Source organism: Alphaproteobacteria bacterium (genome assembly GCA_040216735.1).
Taxonomy (GTDB): domain Bacteria; phylum Pseudomonadota; class Alphaproteobacteria; order SHVP01; family SHVP01; genus CALJDF01.
Genome location: JAVJOO010000002.1, coordinates 313,370 through 337,673 on the forward strand (window position 1 = coordinate 313,370; position 24,304 = coordinate 337,673).

Below are 24,304 nucleotides of genomic sequence, written 5' to 3' on the forward strand. Positions count from 1 at the left end.
GAGACCGCTTTGCGCTAGCTCCTAAGGGCGATTGATATCCCCGCCGCCAGCAACACGGGGGGTTCAAAAGACATTGGAGCAAGTCTATCGACGTTCGCGCCGGAGTTGAAGCCACGCGAGTCACGCCACACGCAGCTAAGACCCGTCCCTCCCTTAAACAATTGCGGTTCCTGCGCGGCGCGCGGCAAGACCGGCCCAGGTCTCCCCCCTCCCGACCCAGGGGCCCGGTGAAAGACATGCCACGTCCCATTGTTGATTGAGACTTTGGCGAGCAGGAATTCGAGATACGAGGATCGAAGACGGTGCTTCTATCAGCCGTCACAGGCTCAGGCGATGTGGAAGCGGGCGCGGTGCCCCGTTCTATCCCTGAATGGCGGAGGGGGTGGGATTCGAACCCACGTTACGGGTTACCGTAAACACGCTTTCCAAGCGTGCGCCTTAAGCCACTCGGCCACCCCTCCGTTTGCGGCGGAATACTAGCCGCCCACGCCCGCGCTTTCCAACGCCGCTATGCGTTTTGTCGCGGAAAATAGCGGGTCGCGACAAATCGGTGGTGCCGTGCCGCCGGGCCCTCCATTATTGCCCATCGCGCCATCCCGCGGGGGAGGGAAGATGATCATCGGCCGACTTGTCGCGTGGCTGTGTCTCGGCGTCGCTGTGTTTTCGCTCGGCTGGGATATCGTCGATTGGATCGGCGCCGGTGCGATCGAGATCGGCGCCCTCGGCGACCAATGGTTCCGCCTCCACAAAGAAAGTCTCGGGTTGCTCCAAGCGGGGGTCCAGCGCCATTTGTGGCCCTGGCTGTGGGATCCGGTCCTGCAAACCGTGTTGCTGTGGCCGGGATGGCTCACGTTCGGCGTTCTTGGGCTGGCGCTCCTGCGGCTATTCCGGCGCCGCCACCGACCGCGCCGGTTCAATAGTTGATCCGCTCAGCTTTCGCCTAGTTTGAGCGCGGCGATAAACGCCTCTTGCGGAATATCGACCCGGCCGATTGTCCGCATCCGTTTCTTGCCCTTCTTCTGCTTGTCCAGAAGCTTACGCTTGCGCGACACGTCGCCGCCGTAGCACTTGGCCAGAACGTCCTTGCGCAGGGCGCTGATCGTTTCGCGCGCGACGACCTTGCCGCCGATCGCGGCTTGGATCGGAATCTTGAACATGTGACGGGGAATGAGGTCCTTAAGGCGTTCGCAGATCGATCGGCCGCGGGATTCGGCGTTCTTCCGGTTGACGATCATCGCCAGTGCATCGACCGGTTCGGCGTTGACCATGATCGCCATCTTGACCAGGTCGCCCTTTTCGTACCCATCAAGGACGTAGTCGAAACTCGCATAGCCTTTGCTGACCGACTTCAAACGGTCGTAGAAGTCGAACACGACTTCGTTCAGCGGCAACCGGTAGGTTGCGACCGCCCGCGCGCCGACATAGGTCAAATCGATTTGCACGCCCCGGCGCTCTTCGCACAGTTTCAAGATCGCGCCCAAGTACTCGTCGGGCAACATGATGGTCGCCCTGATCCACGGCTCTTCGACGAAGTCGATCCGCGACGGATCGGGCCAGTCGACCGGATTATGCAGTTCCAGAGTCGTGCCGTTGGTGAGGTGGGCGCGGTAGACGACGCTGGGCGCGGTGGTGATGAGATTGAGGTCGAACTCGCGCTCCAACCGCTCTTGAACGATCTCAAGGTGGAGCAAGCCGAGGAAGCCGCAGCGAAAACCGAAACCGAGGGCCGGCGAGGATTCCTGTTCGAAGTGAAACGAGGAATCGTTCAACCGCAACCGCGCAAGGCTTTCTCGCAAGGTCGGAAATTCGTTTGCCTCGACTGGAAAGAGACCGCAGAAAACCACGGGCACGCTGGCCTGAAAGCCGGCCAGCGCTTTGGCCGTTGGGCGCCGGGCTTCGGTCAAGGTATCGCCGACGTTGGTATCGGCGACCTCTTTGATGCCGGCGGTGATGAAGCCCATTTCGCCGGGGCCAAGTTCGTCGACAGTCATTGCCGCGGGCGAGAAAAAACCCACCCGTTCGACCGTATGCTCCGAGCCGGTCGCCATCATCCGGACCTTCATGCCCTTTTTCAGCCGGCCGTCGTAGATGCGCATGAGAATGACAACGCCAAGATAGGCGTCGTACCAGGAGTCGACGAGAAGCGCCTTAAGCGGCGCTTCGGCGTCGCCCTGGGGAGCCGGCAGGCGCGTCACCAACGCTTCTAGAACTTCGTCGATGCCTTGGCCGGTCTTGGCCGAAACCTCGATCGCATCGCTGGCGTCGAGACCGATAACATCTTCGATCTGTTGCCGAATGCGCGCCGGTTCGGCGGCCGGCAAATCGATCTTGTTGAGAACCACGATAATCTCGTGATTGACGTCGATCGCTTTGTAGACGTTCGCCAGCGTTTGCGCTTCAACCCCTTGGCTCGCATCGACCAAAAGAAGCGAGCCCTCGCATGCCGACAAACTCCGGCTGACTTCGTAGGCGAAGTCGACATGGCCCGGCGTGTCCATCAGGTTGAGTTCGAAGACCTCGCCGTTCGCCGCGGTGTATTGCAGACGCACCGTCTGCGCCTTGATGGTAATGCCGCGCTCGCGTTCGATATCCATCGAATCGAGCAACTGCGCCTTCATGTTGCGGGCATCGACGCCGCCGCAACGCTCGATCAAACGATCCGCGAGGGTCGACTTGCCATGGTCGATATGGGCGATAATGGCAAAATTTCTGATGTGGGCGAGATCGGTCATCGGGGGGCTCTGGGGCGGATTTCGATCACTGGCCCCTCAACGTTGCGCCGGTCGACTTCTCGACGCCGGCAATGATTCGTTTGGCGACCGCATCGATTTCGGCTTCGGTCAACGTGTGGTCGTCGGGCTGGAGGACGACGCGGATACCGACCGACTTCACGCCAGCGCCCAGAGACTCACCGGCAAAGACATCGAAAACCGCGGCTTCGGCAATCAACTTCTTGTCGGCGCCGACGGCTGCTGCAACCAAGTCGATGGACGGGACAGCTTCCGCGACAATAAACGCAAAATCGCGCTCGATCGGTTGCAACGCGTGGAGGTTAAGCGCACCGCGATTGGTCGCGTTTTCGCGGCGGCGTTTCGGCACCGATTCCAGATAGACCTCGAAGGCGACGCAGGGGCCGTCGCAATCCAGATGTTCGAGAATCTTGGGATGCACCTCGCCAAAGGCGGCAAGGATCGTCTTGGGGCCTAGCCGCAACGTGCCCGACCGCCCGGGGTGATACCACGGCGCCGCTTCGGGATGCACGGCGAGCTTGTCAGTCGGAACCCCTGCCTCGCCGAGGACCGCCAGGGCATCGGCCTTGGCATCGAACGGGTCAACCGGACGGACAGTGCCGTGCCAATTGCGCGGCACGGCGTTGCCGCGCCGGACGCCGGACGCCACCGTACTCTGACCTTGGGGAGAACCGTCGCTGTACTGCGGCCCGACCTCGAACAGGCCGATGTCCGGGAACCCACGATCGACGTTGCGCGCCACGGCCGCGATCAGGTTGGGCAAGATGCTTGGGCGCATAACATCAAGATCGGCGCTGATCGGGTTGACGAGCGTTAGCGCGGATGTCGCCCCGCCGAAATGGGCCGCCAATCGGCTTGGCATGAACGACCACGTCACACATTCGTTCAGACCCCGCGCCGCAAGAACCCGGCGGGCGAACAAGCGGTGTCGTTGCGGGCCGCTCAAAGCCGGGCGCGTCACGGCGCGCTTCTTCTCCAAGGGGACGATCGGAATATTGTCGTAGCCGACGATGCGAGCGACCTCTTCGACCAAGTCGGCCTCGCCGTCGATGTCCCGGCGCCAAGAGGGAATATCGATGGCAAGCCCGCCACTCTCCGGCGTAACACCGAAACCGAGGGCCTTGAGAATGCGGACGCTTTCATCTTCGGTGACGTCGATCCCGGCGAGGTGATGGACCCGCGCCGGGCGAAACGAGATTTGGCGACGCCACGCGGGCACTTCGCCGGCAACGACGGGATCGCTCGCCTCGCCGCCGCACAGATCGACGATCATCTTGGTCGCAAGTTCCATACCCGAATGGACCGCATCGGGGTCGACGCCCCGTTCGAAACGATAGCGTGCATCGCTGATCAAGCCATGCTTTCTACCGGTCATCGCCGTGCGGATGGGATCGAAGAGCGCGGCCTCGACAAAGACATTCGTCGTTTCAGGCGTGCATCCCGAGGACTCGCCGCCGATGATGCCGCCGAGCGCCAGCGGTCCGTCGTCGTCGGCAATGACGGTCACGTGGTCGTCGAGTTCGTATTCCCGCCCGTCCAAGGCCAGAAGTTTTTCGCCGGGCCGAGACAAACGCACATGAATGCCCCCGGCGACCGTGTCGGCGTCGAACACGTGGAGCGGACGGCCACGATCGAAGGTGATGAAATTGGTGATGTCGACGAGCGCCGAAATGGGCCGCAGCCCGATCGCACGGAGCCGGGCCTGGAGCCACTGCGGGCTCGGACCGTTCTTGACGTTGCGAATGTAGCGGCCCACGAAAAGCGGACAAGCGTCGCCGTCACCGTTCAGTCGGCGCTCGACGCCGACCGGACTAGGATACGACGCCGCGGTAGCCGCAGGTTCGGTCGACACGACCCGCCCTAACCCTGCAGCGGCGAGATCGCGGGCGATGCCTGCCACGCCGAGGCAGTCCTGGCGATTCGGCGTAATCGCAATTTCGATGACCGGATCGATCAGACCCGCAAACGCGGCGTAGGGCGCGCCAATTGGGGCATCTTCCGGAAGGTCGACAATCCCTTCATGCTCGTCCGAGATGCCCAATTCCCGCGCCGAGCACAACATGCCGTTGCTTTCCACCCCGCGGATTTTCGTTTTCTTGAGGTGAAGGCCGGTCCCCGGCACCGTCGCGCCAGCCGGGGCAAAAACGCCCTTCATGCCGGCCCGCGCATTGGGCGCACCGCAAACGACCTGCACCGGTGCGCCCGCGCCCGTATCGACCTGGCACACCTGCAACTTGTCGGCGTCGGGGTGAGCGGCGCATTCGGTAACCTCGGCAATCACAAAGGCGGCGAGGGCCTCACCGGGGTCGACAACATCCTCGACCTCCAATCCGATTGCCGTCAGCTTCCCAACGACATCGACGAGCGTCGCATCGGTCTCGAGGTGTTCTTTCAGCCAACCCAGGGTGAACTTCATCGCGCCAATCCCCCGGCCAGGGTCGGCACGTCGAATGCACTAAAGCCGTAGTGGCGCAGCCAGCGAAGGTCCGAATCGAAGAACGCGCGAAGGTCCGGGATGCCGTACTTGAGCATCGCAATGCGATCGATACCGACGCCAAAGGCAAAACCTTGGTACTCGGTCGAATCGATCCCGCAGTTCTCCAGGACACGCGGATTGACCATCCCGCAGCCAAGGATTTCCAACCAGTCGTCGCCGGCGCCGATCCGCAATTCGCCGTCCGAGCGTGAACAGCCGATATCCATCTCCGCACTGGGTTCGGTGAACGGGAAATAACTCGGTCGGAAGCGGTAGGGGAGATCGTCGACATCGAAGAACGCCCGGGCGAACTCGATCAGACAACCCTTCAGGTGGCCCATATGGGTGGTGCGGTCGATCACCAACCCTTCCACTTGATGGAACATCGGGGTGTGGGTCATGTCCGAGTCCGACCGATAGGTGCGGCCGGGCACGATGATCCGGTGGGGCGGCGGGCGCGACATCATCGTGCGAATCTGCACCGTCGAGGTATGGGTTCGGAGCAATTTCTGGGCGCCGGAGTCGTCGGGAGCGAGATAGAACGTGTCGTGCATCTGCCGCGCCGGATGCTCGGGCGGCATGTTGAGCGCGGTGAAATTATGAAAGTCGTCCTCGACATCGGGGCCTTCGGCCAACTCGAACCCCATGTCGGCAAAGATCGCGATCAGCTCCTCGGTCACTTGGCTCACGGGATGGACCGTGCCCGACTGTTCCGGGCGCACCGGCAACGACAGATCGACGCTCTCCTGCCTCAGGCGGACCTCGAGATGCGCCGCCTCCAGACCGGTTCGGCGCGTCTCGATAGCCGCCGAGATGCGCGCTTTGAGGCCGTTCAGCAGCGGCCCCGCGGTGCGCCGCTCGTCCGGCGCCATCGCGCCCAGCGCCTTCATCATTTCGGTGATTTGGCCCTTGCGGCCAAGCGCGCGTACGCGCACCTCTTCGAGCGCATCGAGGCCGTCGGCGGCCTGGACGGCGGCGATCAACGCGGATTCGATTTCTGTCGGGTCTTGCATAGTCATCACTAGAGGGTTCCCTGTTGGGCCCTTCGAGAGTGACTTTCCGAGAGGGCCGTTTTAGGCCGTCGCGTCAGCCTTTTCCGGTGCGGTAGCGAGGGCGGATTGCGCCGCTTCGACAAGTTTGCCGAAGGCCCCGGGCTCTTTGACGGCGAGATCGGCCAGCACCTTGCGATCGACCTCGACGCCCGCGAGCTTGAGGCCGTTGATAAATCGCCCGTAGGTCAGACCGTGCTCGCGCGCGGCGGCGTTGATGCGCTGGATCCAAAGTGCGCGAAATTCGCGCTTCCGGACGCGCCGGTCGCGGTACGCGTACTGAAGGCTCTTCTCGACCTTCTCGATCGCAACGCGAAAAGAACTCTTATTACGACCGCGGAAACCTTTCGCGGCCTTGATAACCTTGCGGTGACGGGCGTGCGACGTAACGCCCCGTTTTGCGCGTGCCATTGAACTGCCCTAACCGTATGGAATGAAGCGTTTGACGATCTTCGCGTCTGGTGCGCTCAAGATCGACGTCCCGCGCTGTTCGCGGATTTGCTTGTTGGTCCGCTTGATCATGCCGTGCTGTTTGTTGGCCTGATTGCCGCGGACTTTGCCCGTACCGGTAAGGCTGAAGCGCTTTTTGGCGCTGCTTTTCGACTTTAGCTTGGGCATTTGCTTCCTTTCAAATCGCGCTGAAGCTTTTCGGCGGATAGGCATGCCCTTTCGGCCCGGCCACCTTGAGGCGGGGGTTATAGCGGCCCGGTGGGCGCAAAACAAGGGTCCCGCGCGTCACGCCGCGCACCCAAAATAGTTAACTTGAATATATGAACACCTATTGATATATAGGCCATATGGACGATCTAACGGAACTCGCGGAGGTCTTCCGCCTCCTGGGCGACCCGAGCCGCCTGCGCATCCTTCTAGAGTGCCGCAAGGGGCCGATACCCGTTGGCGACATCGCCCAGGCGACCGGGCTGTCGCCCTCGTTGGTCAGCCATCATCTCCGCCTCCTGCGCGCGACGCGGATCGTTAGCGGCGACCGCAAGGGTCGGCTTGTCCTGTACACCTTGGCCGACCACCATATCGACCGCGTCCTCACCGACATGCTGGAGCATCTATCCGAGCCCGACACCACCGACGAGAAGCGCTAGATGCCCGGTTGTACGCACCACCACCCAACGCCACCCGCCATCGATTCCCGCTACCGCCAGGCGCTCATCGCGGTTCTCGTCATCAATGCCGCCATGTTCGCGGTCGAAGGGACGGCTGGGCTGGTTGGCGGCTCGGTCGCGCTTCAGGCGGACGCGCTCGACTTCCTGGGCGACGCGGCAACCTATGCGCTGAGTTTGGCCGTCCTCGGCTTCGCCTTGCGCTGGCGCGCCTCCGCCGCGTTGCTCAAAGGCGCAACGATGGCGCTCTTCGGTGCCTGGGTTGTGGGGGCCTCAATCCATCACGCGCTGATCGAGACGGTCCCTTCGGCACCGATGATGAGCGGTATCGGCGTCGCTGCCTTGGTTGCAAACGTCACCAGCGCCGTCATCCTGTTTCGTTTTCGATCAGGCGATTCGAACCGCCGCTCGGTCTGGCTGTGCACCCGCAACGATGCCATCGGCAACGTCGCGGTGATCGCGGCAGGCGCTGCTGTTTTCCTGACAAACAGCGGTTGGCCGGACGTCGTGGTCGGCTTGGTCATGGGCGGTCTGGCGCTGCAAAGCGCCTATCTGGTGATCGCCCAAGCCAACCAAGAACTGAAGGCCGTGCGCCTCGGTCTGGAATGACGCAAGGGACAGCGGCCTGACACCGACTAGCGCGGGGCGATGACCATCGTCATAAGGCGGCCTTCCATTTTCGGGAACTGCTCGACCTTAGCCATTTCCTCGACGTCGTCGCGCACCCGTTCGAGAACGCGCATCCCAATGTCTTGGTGGGCCATTTCACGGCCCCGGAAGCGGAGCGTCACCTTGACCTTGTCGCCCTCGTCGATGAATCGGACGATCGAGCGCATCTTGACGTCGTAGTCATGGTCGTCGATCCCCGGTCGCATCTTGATCTCTTTGACCTCGATGACTTTTTGCTTTTTCCGGGCAGCATTCGCCTTTTTCTGCGCCTCGTATTTGAACTTTCCATAGTCCAGCAACTTGCAGACGGGCGGGCTTGAATTGGGGGCGACTTCGACGAGGTCCAGACCGGCTTCTTCAGCCATGGCGAGGGCTTCTTCAATTCCAACGACGCCAACGACTTCGCCATCGGCTGCAACCAGCCTAACGGCGTTAACGTTGATCTCGTCGTTGACGCGCGGCCCTTGTTTTGCGACAGGCGGCGGCGCGTGGTGTGGTCTCCTGGGTATGCGTAACTCCCTTCCGTTGCTTCAAATCGACAGACCGCCGCCGCAGCTTGGCCGCGTCCAACGTCCTGTCGGTGAAATCGGCGCTACCGTCGATCCGGTGGGGCCGCTTCCTGGCGCAGGATATCGACTGCCCTATCCTGCGCAAGGACTTCTTGCTGCTTATCGCCCAGCTTGCGGACCGATACCGTCTTTTCAGCGGCTTCGCGCTCACCCAAAACGAAAATGTAGGGAATCTTCGCCAACGAGTGCTCGCGTACCTTGTAATTGATCTTCTCGTTGCGCAGGTCGAGCTCGGCACGCAGGCCCGCCGCCGCCAATTGGTCGCGAACGTCGCGGGCTGCGTCGTCCGCGGCCTCGGTGATGGTCGCGACCACCGCCTGAACCGGCGCCAGCCACAGCGGCATGCGCCCCGCGTGATGTTCGATCAGAATCGCAATAAAGCGCTCGAAACTGCCCAAGATCGCCCGATGCAACATGACCGGGCGGTGCTTTGCCCCGTCCTCGCCGATGTAGGTCGCATCGAGCCGTTCGGGCAGTACGAAATCGACCTGTAACGTGCCGCACTGCCACGACCGACCGATCGCATCGGTCAGATGGAACTCAAGCTTCGGACCGTAGAACGCCCCTTCGCCCGGATTGAGCGACCAGTCGAGCCCCGCGCTGTCGACGGCTTCGCGGAGTGCCGCCTCAGCACGATCCCAAACGGCATCCGAACCGGCCCGCACGGGCGGGCGGTCGGCAAACAATACTTTTACGTCATCGAAGCCGAAGTCACGGTACACCGACTGGAGCAGCGCACAGAATGTGAGGGTCTCGGCGTTGATCTGATCTTCGGTGCAAAAGATATGCGCATCGTCTTGCGTAAACTGCCGGACACGCATCAATCCGTGCAGCGCGCCCGACGGTTCGCTCCGGTGGCACGATCCGAATTCCGCAAGCCTCAACGGTAGGTCGCGGTAGCTCTTGAGGCCTTGCCGAAAGATCTGCACATGCCCGGGGCAGTTCATCGGCTTCAGGGCAAGGACCCGGTCACCCTCGTCGTCGGCCGTGTACATATTGTCTCGGAACTTCTCCCAGTGACCCGACGCCTCCCACAGCTTGCGGTCGATGAGTTGCGGCGTTCGGACCTCGCGGTAGTCCGAGGCGTCGAGACGCCGGCGCATATATTGTTCGGCTTCCCGGTAGATCGTCCAACCCTTGGGATGCCAGAACACGCTGCCCGCCGCCTCTTCCTGGAGGTGGAACAACGACAGTTCCCGACCGATGCGCCGGTGGTCGCGCTTCTCCGCCTCTTCCAACCGGTGCAGATAGGCCTTGAGTTCCTTCTCGTTGCGCCACGCCGTGCCGTAGATTCGTTGCAACATTGGGTTGCGCGAATCGCCCCGCCAGTACGCGCCGGCAATCGACATCAATTTGAAGGCGTGGCCCAACCGGCCCGTGGACGGCAAATGGGGGCCGCGGCAAAGGTCCAGAAAATCGCCTTGGCGGTACACCGAGACGTCTTCCTCGATCGGCAATCCGCCGATGATTTCGGCCTTGTAGACCTCGCCTTTTTGGGTGAAGTGAGCGACGGCCGCGTCGCGCTCCCACACCTCGCGAACGATGGTCTCGTCACGGTCGACGATCTCGTGCATCCGCACCTCGATCTTTTCGAGATCCTCGGGCGTGAACGGTTCTTCGCGGGCAAAATCGTAAAAGAAGCCATTCTCGATATTCGGTCCGATCGTGACCTGCGTTTCCGGATATAGCTCCTTGACCGCTTCGGCGAGTACATGGGCGGCATCGTGGCGCAGGATATCGAGCGCTTCGGCTTCGTCGTTCGCCGTCACGATGGCAATCGACGCATCGCAGTCGATCTCGCGGGACAAATCCCACAATGCCCCATCCACCCGGATGCACAGGGCGGCCTTGGCCAAGCCCGGACCGATCCCGCGGGCAATGTCGGCCCCGGTGACGGGGCCGTCGTGGGCTTGGATGCGCCCATCGGGCAAGGTAATGGCAACCATGGTTAAGCGATCTTCACTGAGTTCGTGGGGGTCCGAATGCCGCGTCGGGCCGGATACTTGGGGCGTTCGCCGCCCAAGTCAAGAAACCGGCCCCTGGGGCGTTAGCCCCAGAACGTCCTGGTAAAGCGCGATCGTCGCGGCGCGCATCTGGGCTGCCGTAAAGCGCTCGACAACGTGGGCCCGCGCGACGGTCGCCATCTTCGCCCGTGCCGTGGCGTCCATCGCGATCGCCGCGGAAATCGCGTCGGCGAGCGCTTTGGCATCCCCGGGCGGGACCAGCCACCCGGTTTCGCCCGGCCGGACCGTCTCCCGCGCGCCGCCATGGTCGGTGGCGACAACGGGTCGGCCCATGGCTTGGGCCTCGACGGCAACCCGCCCGAAGCCCTCGGGGTCGGTCGATGCCGAAACCACAACGTCGGCCAGCATGTAGGCCGCCGGCATATCGCGGCAATGATCCACAATATGGACGACATGGTCGAGGTTTCGACTGTGTACGAGCTTTTCCAGCTCGTAACGGTATCCGGTGCGCCCTTGATCCGATCCGACGAGGAGACACCGGACATCGTCCCGCCCGAGGTGACCGAGGGCATCGATCAGGACGTTTTGTCCTTTCCACCGGGTCAGGCGGCCCGGCAACATGATCACCGGCATGCCGTCCTGAAGACGCCAAGCTGTCGCAAGTTGAATCATGCGCTCGGCAGACACGCGCTCTGGATCGAATAGCCCGACATCGACGCCACGATGTATCGTGACAATGCGACCGGGATCGACGCCATGCCGTTGTTGAATGTGGCGCGCAATAAAATCCGAGATCGCAATCACCCGCTCTCCGCGGGCCATGACAGAGTTGTAGAAATTCTTGATCGGGTTGGTCGCGTTGTACGTCCCATGGTAGGTCGTCACAAAATGCGTCCCGATTCGTTTCGCCGCGATCATCGCGCTCCAGCCGGGTGCGCGGCTGCGCGCATGGACGATATCGACCTTGCGGTCGAAGATCAGCTCGGTCAAAGCGCCGGCATTGCGGTGCATCGTCCAGGGTCTCTTTGTCTGCAGCGGCAGCGTGATATGTTCGCTGCCGACACGCTCGAGATCGGCGACCATCGGCCCCCCCGCCGAGGCCACGATACTGACCCAGCCCATGCTCGCCACAGCCGCGGCAACATCGACGGTGCCGCGTTCGACTCCGCCGGTGACGAGTTCGGGCAACACCTGCAAGATCGCCGGGACGCGGGGACCGCTTCGGAGCGGACGTGTCTTTTCAACGGGAATCATGCGACCGGAAGCCTATGAACGAAATATCTCACCAGACTGAACAGTCGCCGCAGAAACTGGCGCGCGGCGACGGCCTCGACATTGCTTATCATTGTACGCGAGGCGAATCACCCGGCGTGATCTTTCTCGGTGGCTTTCGCTCGGATATGACCGGCACCAAAGCGACTGCGCTGGAGCAGGCCTGCCGCGAAGCCGGTCGTGCGTTCGTTCGCTTCGACTATTTCGGCCATGGCGCATCGTCCGGCGAATTTCGCGCCGGCACCATCGGACGATGGTTTGAGGATGCTTTGGCGGTCATGGAGCAACTCACCACCGGCCCTCAGGTTCTGGTCGGATCGAGCATGGGCGGCTGGATCATGCTCCTCCTCGCCCGTGCGCGACCGGACCGGGTTGCAGGCCTTGTCGGAATCGCCGCTGCGCCGGACTTCACCGAGGATCTGATGTGGGACACGTTCGACGAAACGATCCGTGCAACGCTCGAAACCGACGGTATCTATTTCGAACCGTCGCCCTACGATCCGGAGCCGACCCCGATCGCCCACGCCCTCATCGTCGAGGGCCGCCAGCACCTTATCTTGCGCCAACCCATCCCCTTTGACGGACCGGTCAGACTGATCCACGGCCTCGACGACGCGGATGTCCCGTGGCAGCACGCGATGAAAACGGTGGATGCACTCACCAGCCGCGATGTCGCGGTCACTCTGATCAAGGGCGGCGACCACCGACTATCCGAACCGGCACAGATCAGCCAAATCTTGCGGACGGTGGAAGAAACCTGCGCGCGCGCCGGTTAGGGCGCGCCGACACCTTAGGCCGCCGCAAGCGCGGCGAGGCCGTCGCGATAGGTTGGGTAGCGCAGCCGGTAGCCAAGCTCGCGCTTGATCCGGTCGTTGCACACCCGTTTGCACTCCACGTAAAAGCTGCGCGCCATGGCCGACATGTCGGCATCGGCGAAATTTTCGAGCGGCGGCGGATCGATCCCGAGCAGACCGCAGCCGTACGTCACCACATCCTGGGGCGGTGCCGGTTCGTCGTCGGTCACATTGTAGATGGCACCTGGCCGCGGTTTCTCCATCGACGCGCAAAGGACACCGACGATGTCCTCAAGATGAATGCGCCCCAGCACGAGGCCGGGTTTCACGATCCGCCGAGCTTCGCCCCGCCGAATCCGGTCCAAGGGGTTGCGGCCGGGTCCATAGATGCCCGCGAGCCGAAAGATATGGGTTGGGATTCCCTGGGCGCGGTGAAGCCCGAGCCAGGCCCGTTCCGAATCGGCGCGGCGTTGGCTGCGCACGGCGGTGGGCCGAAGGTCTGCGTCTTCATCCACCCAGTCGCCGTTGCGGTTGCCGTAGACCCCTGTCGTCGACAGCAGACCAGCCCATTCCAGTCCGCCGGCTGCCGCGACGTTTGCGGCCAACCACGCCGCCGCCGGATCGCCATGATCATCGGGCGGTATCGACGAAACCAGATGGGTAGCGCCGACGAGGATATCGGCGGAAAGCGGCTCTTGGCGCGAAAACAGTGCCGCTGTAACGCCGCGCGCCGCGAGGGCCGCCTGCTTTTCCGCCGACGTGCAGGTCCCGACGACCGCCCAACCTTGGGCCGCCAAACGCTCGGCCAGCGCCGCCGCGCTGTACCCCATACCCAGACACACTAGCTTCTTGGTCATGGCGCCTGCACCTGGCCCCATTCCTTGAGAACCTGCGGATCGGTTTCGGCGGCGCGGTGATCCGATGCCAATCGATCCAACGTGTCAGCGTCGCCAAGGCGACCAAGCGCCCAGACAGCCATGGCGCGGACCAACGGCGACTCGTCGCGCAGCCGCTCGACGACGTGCGGCAGCAACGTCCGGTCGCCACTATTGCCGATCGCGATCAAGACGTTGCGAACGAAACGCGCCCGGCCGGTCCGCTTGATCGGCGACTTGCGAAAGAGGTCGCGAAACGCGCCGTCGGTCAAGCCGACAAGGTCCGCCAGCGCCGGTGCCCTGAACTCCGCCCGCGCCCATAGCTGGGCATGCCGGGAGACCTGGGCAAACCGGTTCCATGGACACGCGGCGAGGCAATCGTCGCAACCGTAGAGACGATTGCCGATCAGCGGTCGCAGCGCCCGATCGATATGCCCCTTGTGCTCGATCGTCAGATAGGAAATGCATCGCCGCGCATCCAACCGATAGGGTGCCGGGAAGGCCTCCGTCGGGCAGGCCGTCATGCACCGCGCGCAGGTGCCGCAGCGGTCGGCGTGCGGCACATCGGGCGGCAACTCGGCGGCAACGAAGATTTCGCCCAAAAAGAGCCACGAGCCATAGGTGCGCGACACCAGGTTCGTATGCTTGCCCTGCCAACCCAAGCCGGCGGACTGCGCGATCGGCTTTTCCATCACCGGCGCCGTATCGACGAAGACCTTGACCGCGACTCCCAGGTAGTCGCTCACCCAGCGCCCCAATTCCTTGAGACGTTTTTTCATGATGTCGTGGTAGTCGTCGCCGCGCGCATAGACCGAAATCGCGCCGCGCTCGGGGTGCGCCAGCGCGGCGAGGGGATCGTCAGGGGAGGCATAGTTCATCGCGACCGAAACGACGCTACGCACGCCGTCCCACAACGCGGGCGGGTTCCGGCGTTCGTCGGCCCGCTCGGCCAGCCATGTCATGTCGCCGTGGGCCCCGTCGCCCAGAAATGCCGCCAGCAATTCCCCGGGCCGCGCGCCAATGTCGGCCGGCCCCACGCCAACGGCATCGAAACCCAATTCGAGCGCCCGGGCGCGGATCGCGTCGCCGTGGGTGTCCACCGCGTGGTCTCGCTCAGAAGTCGAGATCCGCATAGTGCTTCGGCGGCACAAGGCCCGGAATATGATCCGCCAACAGGGTACGAAAGCTCGGCCGCGACTTGACCCGTGCGTACCAATCCTTCGCCGGTTCATGATCGGTCCATGGGACGTCGCCGAGGTAATCCACACAGGACAACTGTGCAGCCGCGGCGACATCCGCGAGGCCGAAGTCGTCCCCCGCCAGCCAGTTCCGGCGCTCGATCAACCAGCCGATATAGTCGAGGTGATAACCCAGATTCTGCTGGCCGGCGCGGATCGCGCCGGAATCGGGGTGACCCATCCGCATGAACCGCTTCAGTACTTTTTCGTCGACAACGTTGCGGGTGACTTCGTCGAAAAACTTTCCATCGAACCACGCAACCAACCGGCGCGTCTCGGCGCGGGCACGGGCGTCGAATCCGATCAGCGGGCGATCAGGATAGGACTCATCGAGGTACTCGCAAATCGCATTGCTATCGGCCAGTACCGTCCCATCGTCGTCGACCAGCACCGGCACTTGGCCTGCGGGATTCAACGCCAGAAACGCTTCCGGACGTTCCCAATATTTCTCGAACACGAGGTTGAACGCGATGTCTTTCTCGCCAAGCACGACGCGTACCTTGCGGCTAAACGGACATAGCCAAAAATGATGGAGGGCCAGCATCGTCCGTTAGCTTACCACGCTTGCGTTGGCCGGCTCGCCCGGCTCAGTCGCTTCCGGCGGACCTAAGTGCATCCCCGCCGTCGACGAGCGGATGCTCCAGCGCCGCCACGACTTCGTTGGGGACGACCTGCCAGAAACTGCCGATCTCAAGATCCCAATGGATCAATAGATCCTCGGCAAAGGTCGATCCGGTTTCGGCCACATGCTCTTCCACGAGTTCGCGGCATACCCGGTCCCAATGGGCCGATTGGATGCGTTGATGGGTCACATGCTCGGTATTGACGTTCTGCTCGAACGTACCCTCGCGGTCATAGACGAACGCCATGCCGCCCGTCATCCCTGCGGCAAAGTTGTCGCCGACAGGCCCGAGGATCACCGCGGTCCCGCCCGTCATATACTCGCAACCGTTGGAGCCGCATCCCTCGACAACGACGCGCGCGCCTGAGTTGCGTACGGCAAAGCGTTCCCCGGCTTGACCGGCGGCGAACAGCTTTCCGGACGTCGCGCCGTACAGCACGGTGTTGCCGATGATGGCGTTCTCGTTGCTGGTAATCGGCGCGGAGGGCACGGGGCGTACAACGATTGTGCCGCCCGAAAGCCCTTTGCCGACGTAATCGTTGGCGTCACCCGAAACGACAAGCTTGAGCCCCTGGAGCGCGAACGCACCTAAAGATTGACCGGCCGAGCCGCGCAACTGGACGGTGATGTGATCGGGCGTCAACCCGTCGGGACCGAACCGGCGCACCAGCTTGGAGGAGAACCGCGTTCCGATCGCACGGTGAGTGTTGCGAATGCTATAGGCAAGTTGCATTTTCTCGCCCCGGTCGAAGACTTCGTGCGCGTCTTTAATCATCTGGGCGTCAAGCGTATCGGGGACCTCGTTGCGTCCTTCGATCGAGAAGACGCGCGGGCTGTCACCCGGATCGGCTTGAACGAGCAGCGGGTTGAGGTCGAGGTCGTCGAGGTGTTCGGCGCCGCGGCTCACCTGGACGAGAAGGTCGGTGCGCCCGACGATTTCGTCCAATCGGCTGTAGCCAAGCCCAGCCAAAATCTCGCGCACTTCCTGCGCGATGAAACTCATCAGATTGACGACCTTTTCCGGCGTTCCCTCAAACTTGGCCCGCAGGTCTTCGCGCTGCGTACAGACGCCGACCGGACAGGTGTTGGAATGACACTGGCGGACCATGATGCAGCCCATCGCGACGAGGCCGGCGGTGCCGATTCCGTACTCCTCCGCCCCCATCATCGCGGCGATCACCACATCGCGGCCCGTCTTGAAACCGCCGTCGACCCGCAGTTTTACGCGGTGCCGCAGACGGTTGAGGGTCAGGACCTGGTTAACCTCGGTCAGGCCCATCTCCCACGGCACGCCGGCATACTTGATCGACGACTGCGGGCTCGCGCCGGTGCCGCCCGAATAGCCGGAAATCATGATGACGTCGGCCTTGGCTTTGGCGACGCCGGCGGCAATCGTGCCGATCCCCGCTTCGGCCACCAGCTTGACGTTGACCAACGCCGTTGGGTTGATTTGCTTCAGATCGTAAATGAGCTGCGCCAAATCCTCGATCGAATAGATATCGTGATGCGGCGGCGGGGAGATCAGCGTGACTCCCGGAGTCGAATGCCGCAGTTTCGCGATCAAGGACGACACCTTGAAACCCGGTAGCTGCCCGCCCTCGCCCGGCTTGGCGCCCTGCGCGATTTTGATTTCGATCTCGCCGCACTTGTTGAGGTACTCGGCGGTGACGCCGAAACGGCCCGACGCAATCTGCTTGATCTCGGAGTTGGCGTTGTCGCCGTTGGGCCGCGGAGAAAACCGCTCGCGCGCCTCGCCGCCTTCGCCCGAATCGGATTTCGCTCCGATTCGGTTCATCGCGATAGCCAAGGTCTCGTGCGCCTCGGGACTGAGCGCACCCAGCGACATGGCGCCGGTGACGAACCGTTGCCGAATCTTCGTGATGGATTCGACGTTGTCGTCGTTGATCGCCTCACGATCCGAATGGAACCCGAGGAGATCCCTCAACTGCACCGGCGGCATCTTATGCACCGCTTCCGCATACCGGCTGTAGATCTCGTAGGAATCTTTTTCGAGGGACGTTTGCAGCAAGTGAATCAACCGGCCGTCGAACGCGTGCACTTCGCCGTTGTTGCGATAGCGGTAAAGCCCGCCGACGGGGAGCGTCACCACGCCCTGCGCGAAGGCTTTGCTATGTTGATCCAGAACCTTCTTCTCGATCCCGGGCAGGCCGATCCCCGAAATCCGGGAGACCATGCCGGGGAACATTTCCGCCACGACGGTGCGCGACAGTCCAACCGCTTCAAAGTTGTAGCCGCCGCGATAGGACGAGATCACGGCAATCCCCATCTTCGACATGACCTTCAAAAGGCCCGCGTCCACGCTTTCCTTGTAGCGCTCAAGGCAAGTGTCGATGTCGAGGTCGCCAAACAAACCTCGAGCCTGCCGATCCGCAATGGCGGTTTCGGCGAGATAGGCGTTCACCGTCGTCGCGCCGACCCCGATCAGGACGGCGAAATAGTGAACGTCGAGACACTCGGACGAGCGAACGTTGATCGACGAGAACGTCCGAAGACCTTGCTCGACAAGGTGCGTGTGGATCCTGCCGGCAGCGAGAATCATCGGGATCGGCGCCCGGGTCGCCGACACGTTTTCGTCGGTTAGAAAAAGGTGCACCGGGCCCCGGCGCACCGCTTCTTCGCTGGCAACGCGAATGCGGTCGATGGCGTCGCGCAGGGATTCGGAACCGACCTCGAAGGTGCAGTCGACCTCCACCGCTTGGCTGCCGAGAAGTTCGCGCAGCCGGTCCATCTCGGCATAGGTCAACACCGGCGAATCGAGTTGCAGGATGTTGGTCTGACTGGAATCGGTTTCGAGCATGTTGCCGAGGTTGCCAAGCCGCGTGATCAGACTCATGACGCGGCGTTCGCGCAGCGAATCGATCGGCGGGTTGGTGACTTGGCTGAACTGTTGCCGGAAGAAATGGTGCAGGCCGCGGTAGCCGCTCGACAGAACGGCCAGCGGCGTGTCGTCGCCCATGGACCCGGTCGCTTCCTTCCCGGTTTCGACCATCGGGTGGAGGAGCAGTTCGATCTCCTCCAGCGTGTGACCCACGAGAACCTGACGGCGGCGCAGGTCGGCGCGGTCGATCGCGGGCGTCGCCGCTTTGCCGGCGATCTTCTTGTCCAACCGGCGGATATTCTTGGCCCACTCCTCGTAGGGGTAAGCCGCTGCGAGACGGCCCTTGATCTCCCGGTCGTGGTAGAATTTGCCCTCGGCGAGATCGACCGCGATCATTTGTCCGGGCCCGATGCGGCCCTTTTCGATCACCGAACGCTCGTCGATCGGAACCATGCCGGTCTCCGACCCCACGAACAGCAGTCCGCGATCGGTCAACGTGTAACGCAGCGGGCGTAGACCGTTGCGGTCCATCCCGCCGATCACCCAACGGCCGTCGGTCGCTGCGATCGCGGCGGGGCCGTCCCACGGTTCCATGACCGCATTGCAATAGGCGTACATGGCCCGTTGCGCCGGGGGCATATGCGACTTGTTCGACCAGCTTTCCGGGATCAACAGCGTCTTGACCGAGGGCGCGTCGCGGCCCGCGCGCACCAACAGTTCGAATACCGAATCGAGCGCAGCGGAGTCCGAACTCCCCGCTTGGACGACCCGCTTCATGTCTTCGCCGTGGTCGCCGAAGTATTCCGAGATCATGCGAATCTCGTGGCTCTTCATCCAGTTGACGTTGCCCTTCAGCGTATTGATTTCGCCGTTATGGGCGAGCGTGCGAAACGGTTGCGCAAGCTCCCAGGTCGGGAACGTGTTGGTCGAATAGCGTTGGTGAAAGATCGCGAAGTTCGAGACGAACCGCTCGTCCAGAAGGTCGGGATAGAAGTTCGTGAGTTGCTCGGCGAGGAACATGCCTTTGTAGATGATCGAGCGGCACGACAACGAGCAAATATAGAAGTTCCGAACCTGCGCTTCGATCACGCGGCGTTCGATCCGGCGCCGGATAACATAAAGGTCGCGCTCGAATTCGTCCTCGGACGCACCGCGGCCGTTGGCGATCATGATCTGTTCGATCTCGGGGCGCGTTGCATTTGCGACTTCGCCGACAATGGATGCATCGACCGGCACCTGGCGCCAGCCGTAGATACGGTGGCCGAATCGCAGGATTTCGGTTTCTACGATCGACCGGCATGCCTCTTGGCCGCTGAAATCGGTCTTCGGCAGAAATACCTGCCCGACCGCGAGCAACCCCTTTGACGGCTCATGGCCGGTGCGGGCGACGTGGCGCTTGAAGAAGTCCTGCGGAATTTGGACGTGAATACCGGCGCCGTCGCCGGTCTTGCCATCGGCCCCGACCGCGCCCCGGTGCCACACCGCGCGCAATGCGTTGATGCCGGCAAGAACGACTTCGCGCTGCGGGCGCCCGTCGACCGAGGCGATGAAGCCGACGCCGCACGATGCGTGCTCGTCGGCGGGATCGTAAAGACCGCGCGCCGCGAGGTATTCGGCGTTTTCAGACCACGCTTTGACGAACGCGGCGCCGGCCTGGTCTTTTTCCGTCTTTGCCTTTGTCATTGCTGCCTCCGCGTTCGGAACGATCCGGTTCCTTCGGTTGGTTGGCGATCCTGTCTTGCAGGAACGAATGGATGGATGCGGCCGCGTCGCGTCCGTCGCGCACGGCCCAAACGACCAAAGACGCGCCGCGGACGATGTCGCCGGCGGCAAAGACGCCGTCCAGGTTCGTCATTTTGGTTTTGAAATCGACGCCGACGGTACCCCAGCCGGTGATGCTGAGACCCGGTTCGCCGAACAGCGTCGGCAGATCCTCGGGATCGAAACCCAACGCTTTGATGACGAGGTCCGCTTCGATCTCATGGGAGGAACCTTCGACGATTTCCGGCGTTTGGCGCCCGGTTGCATCGGGGGCGCCGAGCCGGATGCGTACTGCGCGCACACCGCGCACGACGTCGTCGCCAAGATAGGCCTCCGGCGCGGTGAGCCAGACAAATTCGACGCCCTCTTCTTGGGCGTGTTCCACTTCACGCATCGACCCCGGCATGTTCGTACGGTCGCGGCGATAGAGACACTTGACCGATGTCGCGCCCTGGCGAATGGCGGTGCGCACGCAATCCATTGCGGTGTCGCCACCGCCGAGAACGACGACCTTCTTGCCTTCGGCATTCAGGTCGCCACTGTCGAATTCCGGCACGACATCGCCCAGTCCCTTGCGATTGGACGCCGTCAGGAACGTCATCGATTGAATGATGTTCCCAAGACCGACCCCCGGCAGCGCGGCGTCGCGTGCCTTGTAGACTCCGGTCGCGATCAGGAGCGCCGCGTGTTTGTCCCTGAGTTCCTGCAAGGTCGCATCGCGGCCGACTTCGAAACCCAGCTCGAAGTGAACCCCCCCATCCTTGAGAAGTTCGGCGCGGCGTCGGACGATTTCCTTCTCCAGCTTGAAGTTGGGAATACCGTAAATCAGCAAACCGCCAACGCGGTCGTAGCGGTCGTAGATGACGACCTGGTACCCTAGCCGGCGCAGCTCCTCGGCCGCCGCCATACCGCCGGGACCCGCACCGATAATGCCGATCGACTGCTCGCGCTCCAGGACCGGCGTCGGCGGTTTGACCCACCCCTTTTCCCAGGCGGTGTCGGTGATATAGCGCTCGATCGCCCCGATGGTGACGGATTCAAAACCTTTCTCGATGACGCAGTTGCCTTCGCAGAGCCGGTCCTGCGGGCAAATCCGCCCACAGATCTCAGGCATATTGTTGGTCGCCGAGGAGATCTCATAGGCCTCGTCGAGGCGCCCCTCCGCGGTCATTTTCAACCAGTCGGGAATGTTGTTGTGGAGCGGACAATGGATTTGGCAAAAAGGGACGCCGCACTGGGAGCACCGCGCCGCTTGCACCGCCGCCTTCGGTCGCAGGAACTGCTCGTAGATTTCTTGAAAGTCGTCGGTACGCGCTTGGGCCGCCCTCTTCTCAGGGTGCTCCTGCGCGACGTCGACGAATTTGAGTAGGTTCTCCGGCATACGATCCCCTTGGTAACGCCAATTTCATAGGACGAATTCGGCGCCTCTGCGAGCCAAAAACACAGTATAGGGCAGCATGTATGACATACATTTTGTGTTTTTCAAAATTTCAAGCCGATTCGCGCGCGCTCGGCCTCGTCCTATGCATTTTTAGTTCCGAAACGATACTATATTTACCGCGTTGGCCTGCCGATGTTGGGTGTGGTAGCTAAGGCCCGTCGGTCACAGTAGTTCTTAATGACGCTCCTTCAGCTCTTTGTTCTCGCCGCAGTCCAGGGCGTGACCGAGTTCCTCCCGGTCAGCTCCTCCGGCCATTTGATCCTCGTTCCCGCGGTGATCGGGTGGCCCGACCAAAAACTGCTGATCGACGTTGCAGTCCACCTCGGCACCCTGCTCGCGGTCGTCGCCTATTTCTGGCGCGATGTCGGAACCCTATTCGCCGGCACCTATGGTTTGTTGCGCGGGCGGCGGAACACTGCGACCCGGTTGGTCTCGCTGCTGATGCTGGGGTCGATCCCGGTCGTCATCGCCGGCGGCCTTCTGGTAGCCTTCGGGCTTTCCGATCAGCTTCGCAATCCCGAAATCATCGCCTGGACGACCCTCGTTTTTGGCATCGTCCTGTTCCTGGCCGACCGGCTCTTCCTCACCGTCCGCAAGATCGAGCAGATGACGCTCGGCCACGCCGCGCTGATCGGTCTTGCGCAAGTTCTTTCCTTGGTGCCCGGCACCAGCCGCTCCGGCATCACCATGACGGCTGCGCGCATGCTTGGGTTTGAGCGGGCCGAAGCCGCTCGTTTCTCGATGCTGCTATCGATCCCGACAATCCTTGCCGCGGGTATTTTGGTCACGCTCGACGCAGCTCAACTGGGCGGCGGCGCGGCGCTGAGCGAGGCATTCTTCACGGGGCTTTTGGCGTTTGGCTTCGCGCTGCTGTCAATCGCCGCGCTGCTCGCGTGGCTACGCCGCGCCTCCTTCACCCCGTTTGCAATTTACCGCGTGATCCTGGGTGCCGGCCTTTTGGTATGGATCTACAGCTTCGACGCGGTCGGCCTGACCTGATCTTGTTTACCGGGCTGGCGGTTGACGGACCGACCTAAGCCGCGACGGGCCGCCCACCTTTGCGAAAGCGCGTGAGGAGACCCGGCACCACAGCCTCCACCGGCGTCCCCTCGATACCCAAATCGGCCAAGCCCGGCAGATCGCCACACACATTGTCGAGCCGCAGCAACTTCACTTGATCGCGGGTCAACGGACCGCCCGGAATCAGTTCTGCGAAGGCCGCGCCTACCGCGGCGATCGTGTAGGGAACCGGCAACAAAAGCCGGCGGCGACCAGTGTATTCGAGCACCAACTCCATCAACTGCCGGTACGTGTAAATCCGCGGGCCGCCAAGCTCGTAGGTCTTCCCGCCGGTCGCTTCGTCCGACAGGCACCGCGCGATGGCCGCCGCCACATCCCCGACATAGACCGGCTGAAACCGGGTCGTGCCGGCCGCCGCCACCGAATCGCCAAACACCGGCAGAAACGGCGAAACCCCTGCCATGGCCGCAAACCGATTGAAGAACTGGTCCTCCGGGCCGAACACCAAACTGGGGCGGATCACGGTCGCACCCGTGAACTCGGCGGCAGCGGCGTCTTCGCCTTCCGCCCTGGACCGGGCATAGGATGAGATCGAGTCGACCGCGGCACCGATCGCCGACATTTGTAGAAGGCGGTCGACCCCGCCCAGTCGGGCCAGCCGCGCGACCCGCCCGGCACCCTCGGCGTGCAACGCCGAAAACGTCTGCCGACCGCTGTTGCGCAGAACCCCAACGAGGTTGACGACGCCCCAGGCGCCGTTCAGCGCCGCCAACACCGATGTGTCGTCGCGGACGTTGACCTGCACCGGTACGATTTGGCCGACATCGCCGAGCGGCTGCAGGAAACGAGCCGATTCCGGCCGCCTGACCCCGATCCGGATACGGTGCCCCTGCGCAGCCAATCGCCGCACCAAGTGCCGCCCGATAAACCCCGATCCGCCAATGACGGTAATCAGTCGGTCGCGCATCCAATCCTCCGCTTCGTGAATGCGGCGATCTTAGCGGCGCACGGCAAACGGTCAATGAGTGTGCAGCGCGCTTGACACGCCTAGCCGACTCTCTTTACCAGTCTCGGCTCTAAGCCCAGGTGGCGGAACTGGTAGACGCGCTAGCTTCAGGTGCTAGTGGCCTTCGGGCCGTGGAAGTTCGAGTCTTCTCCTGGGCACCAACTGTCGACAAGATCGATCGAAACGCAGAGGGAGGCCGACATCGCACCCGCGCCCAAGATCTTCCTGCATCAGAACGATCTCCCCGCTGGCCTCGACCTCGGCAAGATCGTCGCGATCGATACCGAAACAACCGGCCTTTCGCTCACCCGCGATCGGCTCTGCCTGGCACAGCTTTCTGGCGGTAACGAAGATTGCCACCTCGTGCAGTTTCGCCACCCGGCGGATTTTGCGGCGCCCAATCTACGCGCGCTGTTGGCGGATACCGGTACCCTGAAGCTGTTTCATTACGGCCGGTTCGATATCGCGATGCTCAGCAAGCATATCGGTCCGATGGCGGGACCGGTCTACTGCACCAAAATCGCGTCGAAGCTCGTGCGCACCTATACCGACCGCCACGGGTTGAAAGATCTCTGCCGCGAGTTGCTCGGGATCGACCTCTCCAAGGAGCAGCAATCGTCCGATTGGGGCGCGGCGGAATTGTCGGGCGACCAACAGACCTACGCGGCCCAAGACGTCCTCTACCTCCATCGGCTGCGCGAAAGACTGGACGCGATGCTGGAACGTGAGGGACGCACGACCCTCGCACAGGCCTGTTTCGACTTTCTACCGACGCGGGTGGTCCTCGACCGCGCCGGCTGGCCCGAAGACGACATCTTCGCTCATTAACCGGCGCCGCCCCGGC

At 62.7% G+C, this 24,304-nt stretch carries 20 protein-coding genes and 2 tRNA genes; 7 read left to right on the top strand and 15 right to left on the bottom strand.

Annotated features, from left to right (window positions below):
• Positions 1-371 precede the first annotated feature (371 nt).
• A tRNA-Ser gene (locus RID42_02665) sits at positions 372-461 on the bottom strand.
• Positions 462-612: 151 nt separating this feature from the next.
• Here RID42_02665 and RID42_02670 point away from each other — a divergent pair.
• Positions 613-924 (top strand): hypothetical protein, encoded by a 312-nt coding sequence (locus RID42_02670; GenBank protein MEQ8246561.1) that lies wholly within the window; start codon positions 613-615, stop codon positions 922-924.
• A 5-nt stretch (positions 925-929) separates the two neighbouring features.
• On the opposite strand, the gene lepA is transcribed toward RID42_02670, so the two are convergent.
• Genes lepA through rpmI form a run of 5 tightly spaced genes read right to left on the bottom strand, consistent with a single transcriptional unit; the run spans position 930 to position 6,893 of the window.
• Positions 930-2,732 carry a translation elongation factor 4 gene (gene lepA, locus RID42_02675; protein ID MEQ8246562.1) on the bottom strand — a complete coding sequence of 601 codons (1,803 nt, stop codon included), beginning with the start codon at positions 2,730-2,732 and terminating at the stop codon, positions 930-932.
• Positions 2,733-2,757: 25 nt separating this feature from the next.
• Positions 2,758-5,166 carry a phenylalanine--tRNA ligase subunit beta gene (pheT, locus tag RID42_02680; protein ID MEQ8246563.1) on the bottom strand — a complete coding sequence of 803 codons (2,409 nt, stop codon included), beginning with the start codon at positions 5,164-5,166 and terminating at the stop codon, positions 2,758-2,760.
• Positions 5,163-6,239 (bottom strand): phenylalanine--tRNA ligase subunit alpha, encoded by a 1,077-nt coding sequence (gene pheS, locus RID42_02685; GenBank protein MEQ8246564.1) that lies wholly within the window; start codon positions 6,237-6,239, stop codon positions 5,163-5,165. Before pheS ends, pheT begins: the two co-directional genes overlap by 4 nt.
• Before the next feature lie 60 nt (positions 6,240-6,299).
• Positions 6,300-6,686 carry a 50S ribosomal protein L20 gene (gene rplT / locus RID42_02690; GenBank protein ID MEQ8246565.1) on the bottom strand — a complete coding sequence of 129 codons (387 nt, stop codon included), beginning with the start codon at positions 6,684-6,686 and terminating at the stop codon, positions 6,300-6,302.
• A gap of 9 nt (positions 6,687-6,695) precedes the next feature.
• Positions 6,696-6,893, bottom strand: a complete 198-nt coding sequence (rpmI, locus tag RID42_02695) for a 50S ribosomal protein L35 (protein MEQ8246566.1) — start codon at positions 6,891-6,893, stop codon at positions 6,696-6,698.
• Between the two features lie 179 nt (positions 6,894-7,072).
• Between rpmI and RID42_02700 the strand changes: the two genes are divergently transcribed.
• A complete protein-coding gene (locus RID42_02700; protein MEQ8246567.1) occupies positions 7,073-7,372 on the top strand; it encodes a metalloregulator ArsR/SmtB family transcription factor in 300 nt (99 codons plus the stop codon).
• Complete coding sequence (locus tag RID42_02705) at positions 7,373-7,999, top strand: cation transporter (protein ID MEQ8246568.1); 627 nt, start codon at positions 7,373-7,375, stop codon at positions 7,997-7,999.
• 26 nt (positions 8,000-8,025) lie between these two features.
• On the opposite strand, the gene infC is transcribed toward RID42_02705, so the two are convergent.
• The 3 genes from infC to RID42_02720 form a co-directional block, all read right to left on the bottom strand.
• The gene (infC, locus tag RID42_02710; protein ID MEQ8246569.1) at positions 8,026-8,568 is read right to left on the bottom strand and encodes a translation initiation factor IF-3; all 543 of its coding nucleotides are present in this window, start codon (positions 8,566-8,568) and stop codon (positions 8,026-8,028) included.
• Positions 8,569-8,651: 83 nt separating this feature from the next.
• The gene (gene thrS, locus RID42_02715; protein ID MEQ8246570.1) at positions 8,652-10,574 is read right to left on the bottom strand and encodes a threonine--tRNA ligase; all 1,923 of its coding nucleotides are present in this window, start codon (positions 10,572-10,574) and stop codon (positions 8,652-8,654) included.
• Positions 10,575-10,652: 78 nt separating this feature from the next.
• Positions 10,653-11,846, bottom strand: a complete 1,194-nt coding sequence (locus RID42_02720) for a glycosyltransferase family 4 protein (GenBank protein ID MEQ8246571.1) — start codon at positions 11,844-11,846, stop codon at positions 10,653-10,655.
• A 14-nt stretch (positions 11,847-11,860) separates the two neighbouring features.
• Between RID42_02720 and RID42_02725 the strand changes: the two genes are divergently transcribed.
• Positions 11,861-12,640 carry an alpha/beta hydrolase gene (locus RID42_02725; GenBank protein ID MEQ8246572.1) on the top strand — a complete coding sequence of 260 codons (780 nt, stop codon included), beginning with the start codon at positions 11,861-11,863 and terminating at the stop codon, positions 12,638-12,640.
• 14 nt (positions 12,641-12,654) lie between these two features.
• Here RID42_02725 and RID42_02730 read toward each other — a convergent pair whose 3' ends face one another.
• From RID42_02730 to RID42_02750, 5 genes are read right to left on the bottom strand one after another with little or no spacing between them, the layout of a single operon-like run.
• A complete protein-coding gene (locus tag RID42_02730) occupies positions 12,655-13,515 on the bottom strand; it encodes an SDR family oxidoreductase (GenBank protein ID MEQ8246573.1) in 861 nt (286 codons plus the stop codon).
• On the bottom strand, positions 13,512-14,633 hold the full coding sequence (queG, locus tag RID42_02735; GenBank protein MEQ8246574.1) for a tRNA epoxyqueuosine(34) reductase QueG: 1,122 nt from the start codon (positions 14,631-14,633) through the stop codon (positions 13,512-13,514). Before queG ends, RID42_02730 begins: the two co-directional genes overlap by 4 nt.
• 13 nt (positions 14,634-14,646) lie before the next feature.
• Positions 14,647-15,315, bottom strand: a complete 669-nt coding sequence (locus tag RID42_02740) for a glutathione S-transferase family protein (GenBank protein ID MEQ8246575.1) — start codon at positions 15,313-15,315, stop codon at positions 14,647-14,649.
• A gap of 43 nt (positions 15,316-15,358) precedes the next feature.
• Positions 15,359-19,915, bottom strand: coding sequence for a glutamate synthase large subunit (gltB, locus tag RID42_02745; GenBank protein ID MEQ8246576.1), 4,557 nt, complete (start codon positions 19,913-19,915; stop codon positions 15,359-15,361).
• Entirely contained in the window at positions 19,854-21,374 is a 1,521-nt protein-coding gene (locus tag RID42_02750; protein ID MEQ8246577.1) for an NAD(P)-dependent oxidoreductase, read from the bottom strand. Before RID42_02750 ends, gltB begins: the two co-directional genes overlap by 62 nt.
• Positions 21,375-21,611: 237 nt before the next feature.
• On the opposite strand from RID42_02750, the gene RID42_02755 reads away from it, so the two are divergent.
• On the top strand, positions 21,612-22,433 hold the full coding sequence (locus RID42_02755; protein MEQ8246578.1) for an undecaprenyl-diphosphate phosphatase: 822 nt from the start codon (positions 21,612-21,614) through the stop codon (positions 22,431-22,433).
• Between the two features lie 34 nt (positions 22,434-22,467).
• On the opposite strand, the gene RID42_02760 is transcribed toward RID42_02755, so the two are convergent.
• Positions 22,468-23,421 (bottom strand): complex I NDUFA9 subunit family protein, encoded by a 954-nt coding sequence (locus RID42_02760; protein ID MEQ8246579.1) that lies wholly within the window; start codon positions 23,419-23,421, stop codon positions 22,468-22,470.
• Between the two features lie 113 nt (positions 23,422-23,534).
• Here RID42_02760 and RID42_02765 point away from each other — a divergent pair.
• Both RID42_02765 and RID42_02770 read left to right on the top strand, forming a co-directional pair.
• Positions 23,535-23,621, top strand: a tRNA-Leu gene (locus RID42_02765).
• Positions 23,622-23,679: 58 nt separating this feature from the next.
• Positions 23,680-24,288 carry a ribonuclease D gene (locus tag RID42_02770; protein MEQ8246580.1) on the top strand — a complete coding sequence of 203 codons (609 nt, stop codon included), beginning with the start codon at positions 23,680-23,682 and terminating at the stop codon, positions 24,286-24,288.
• Positions 24,289-24,304: the final 16 nt, after the last annotated feature.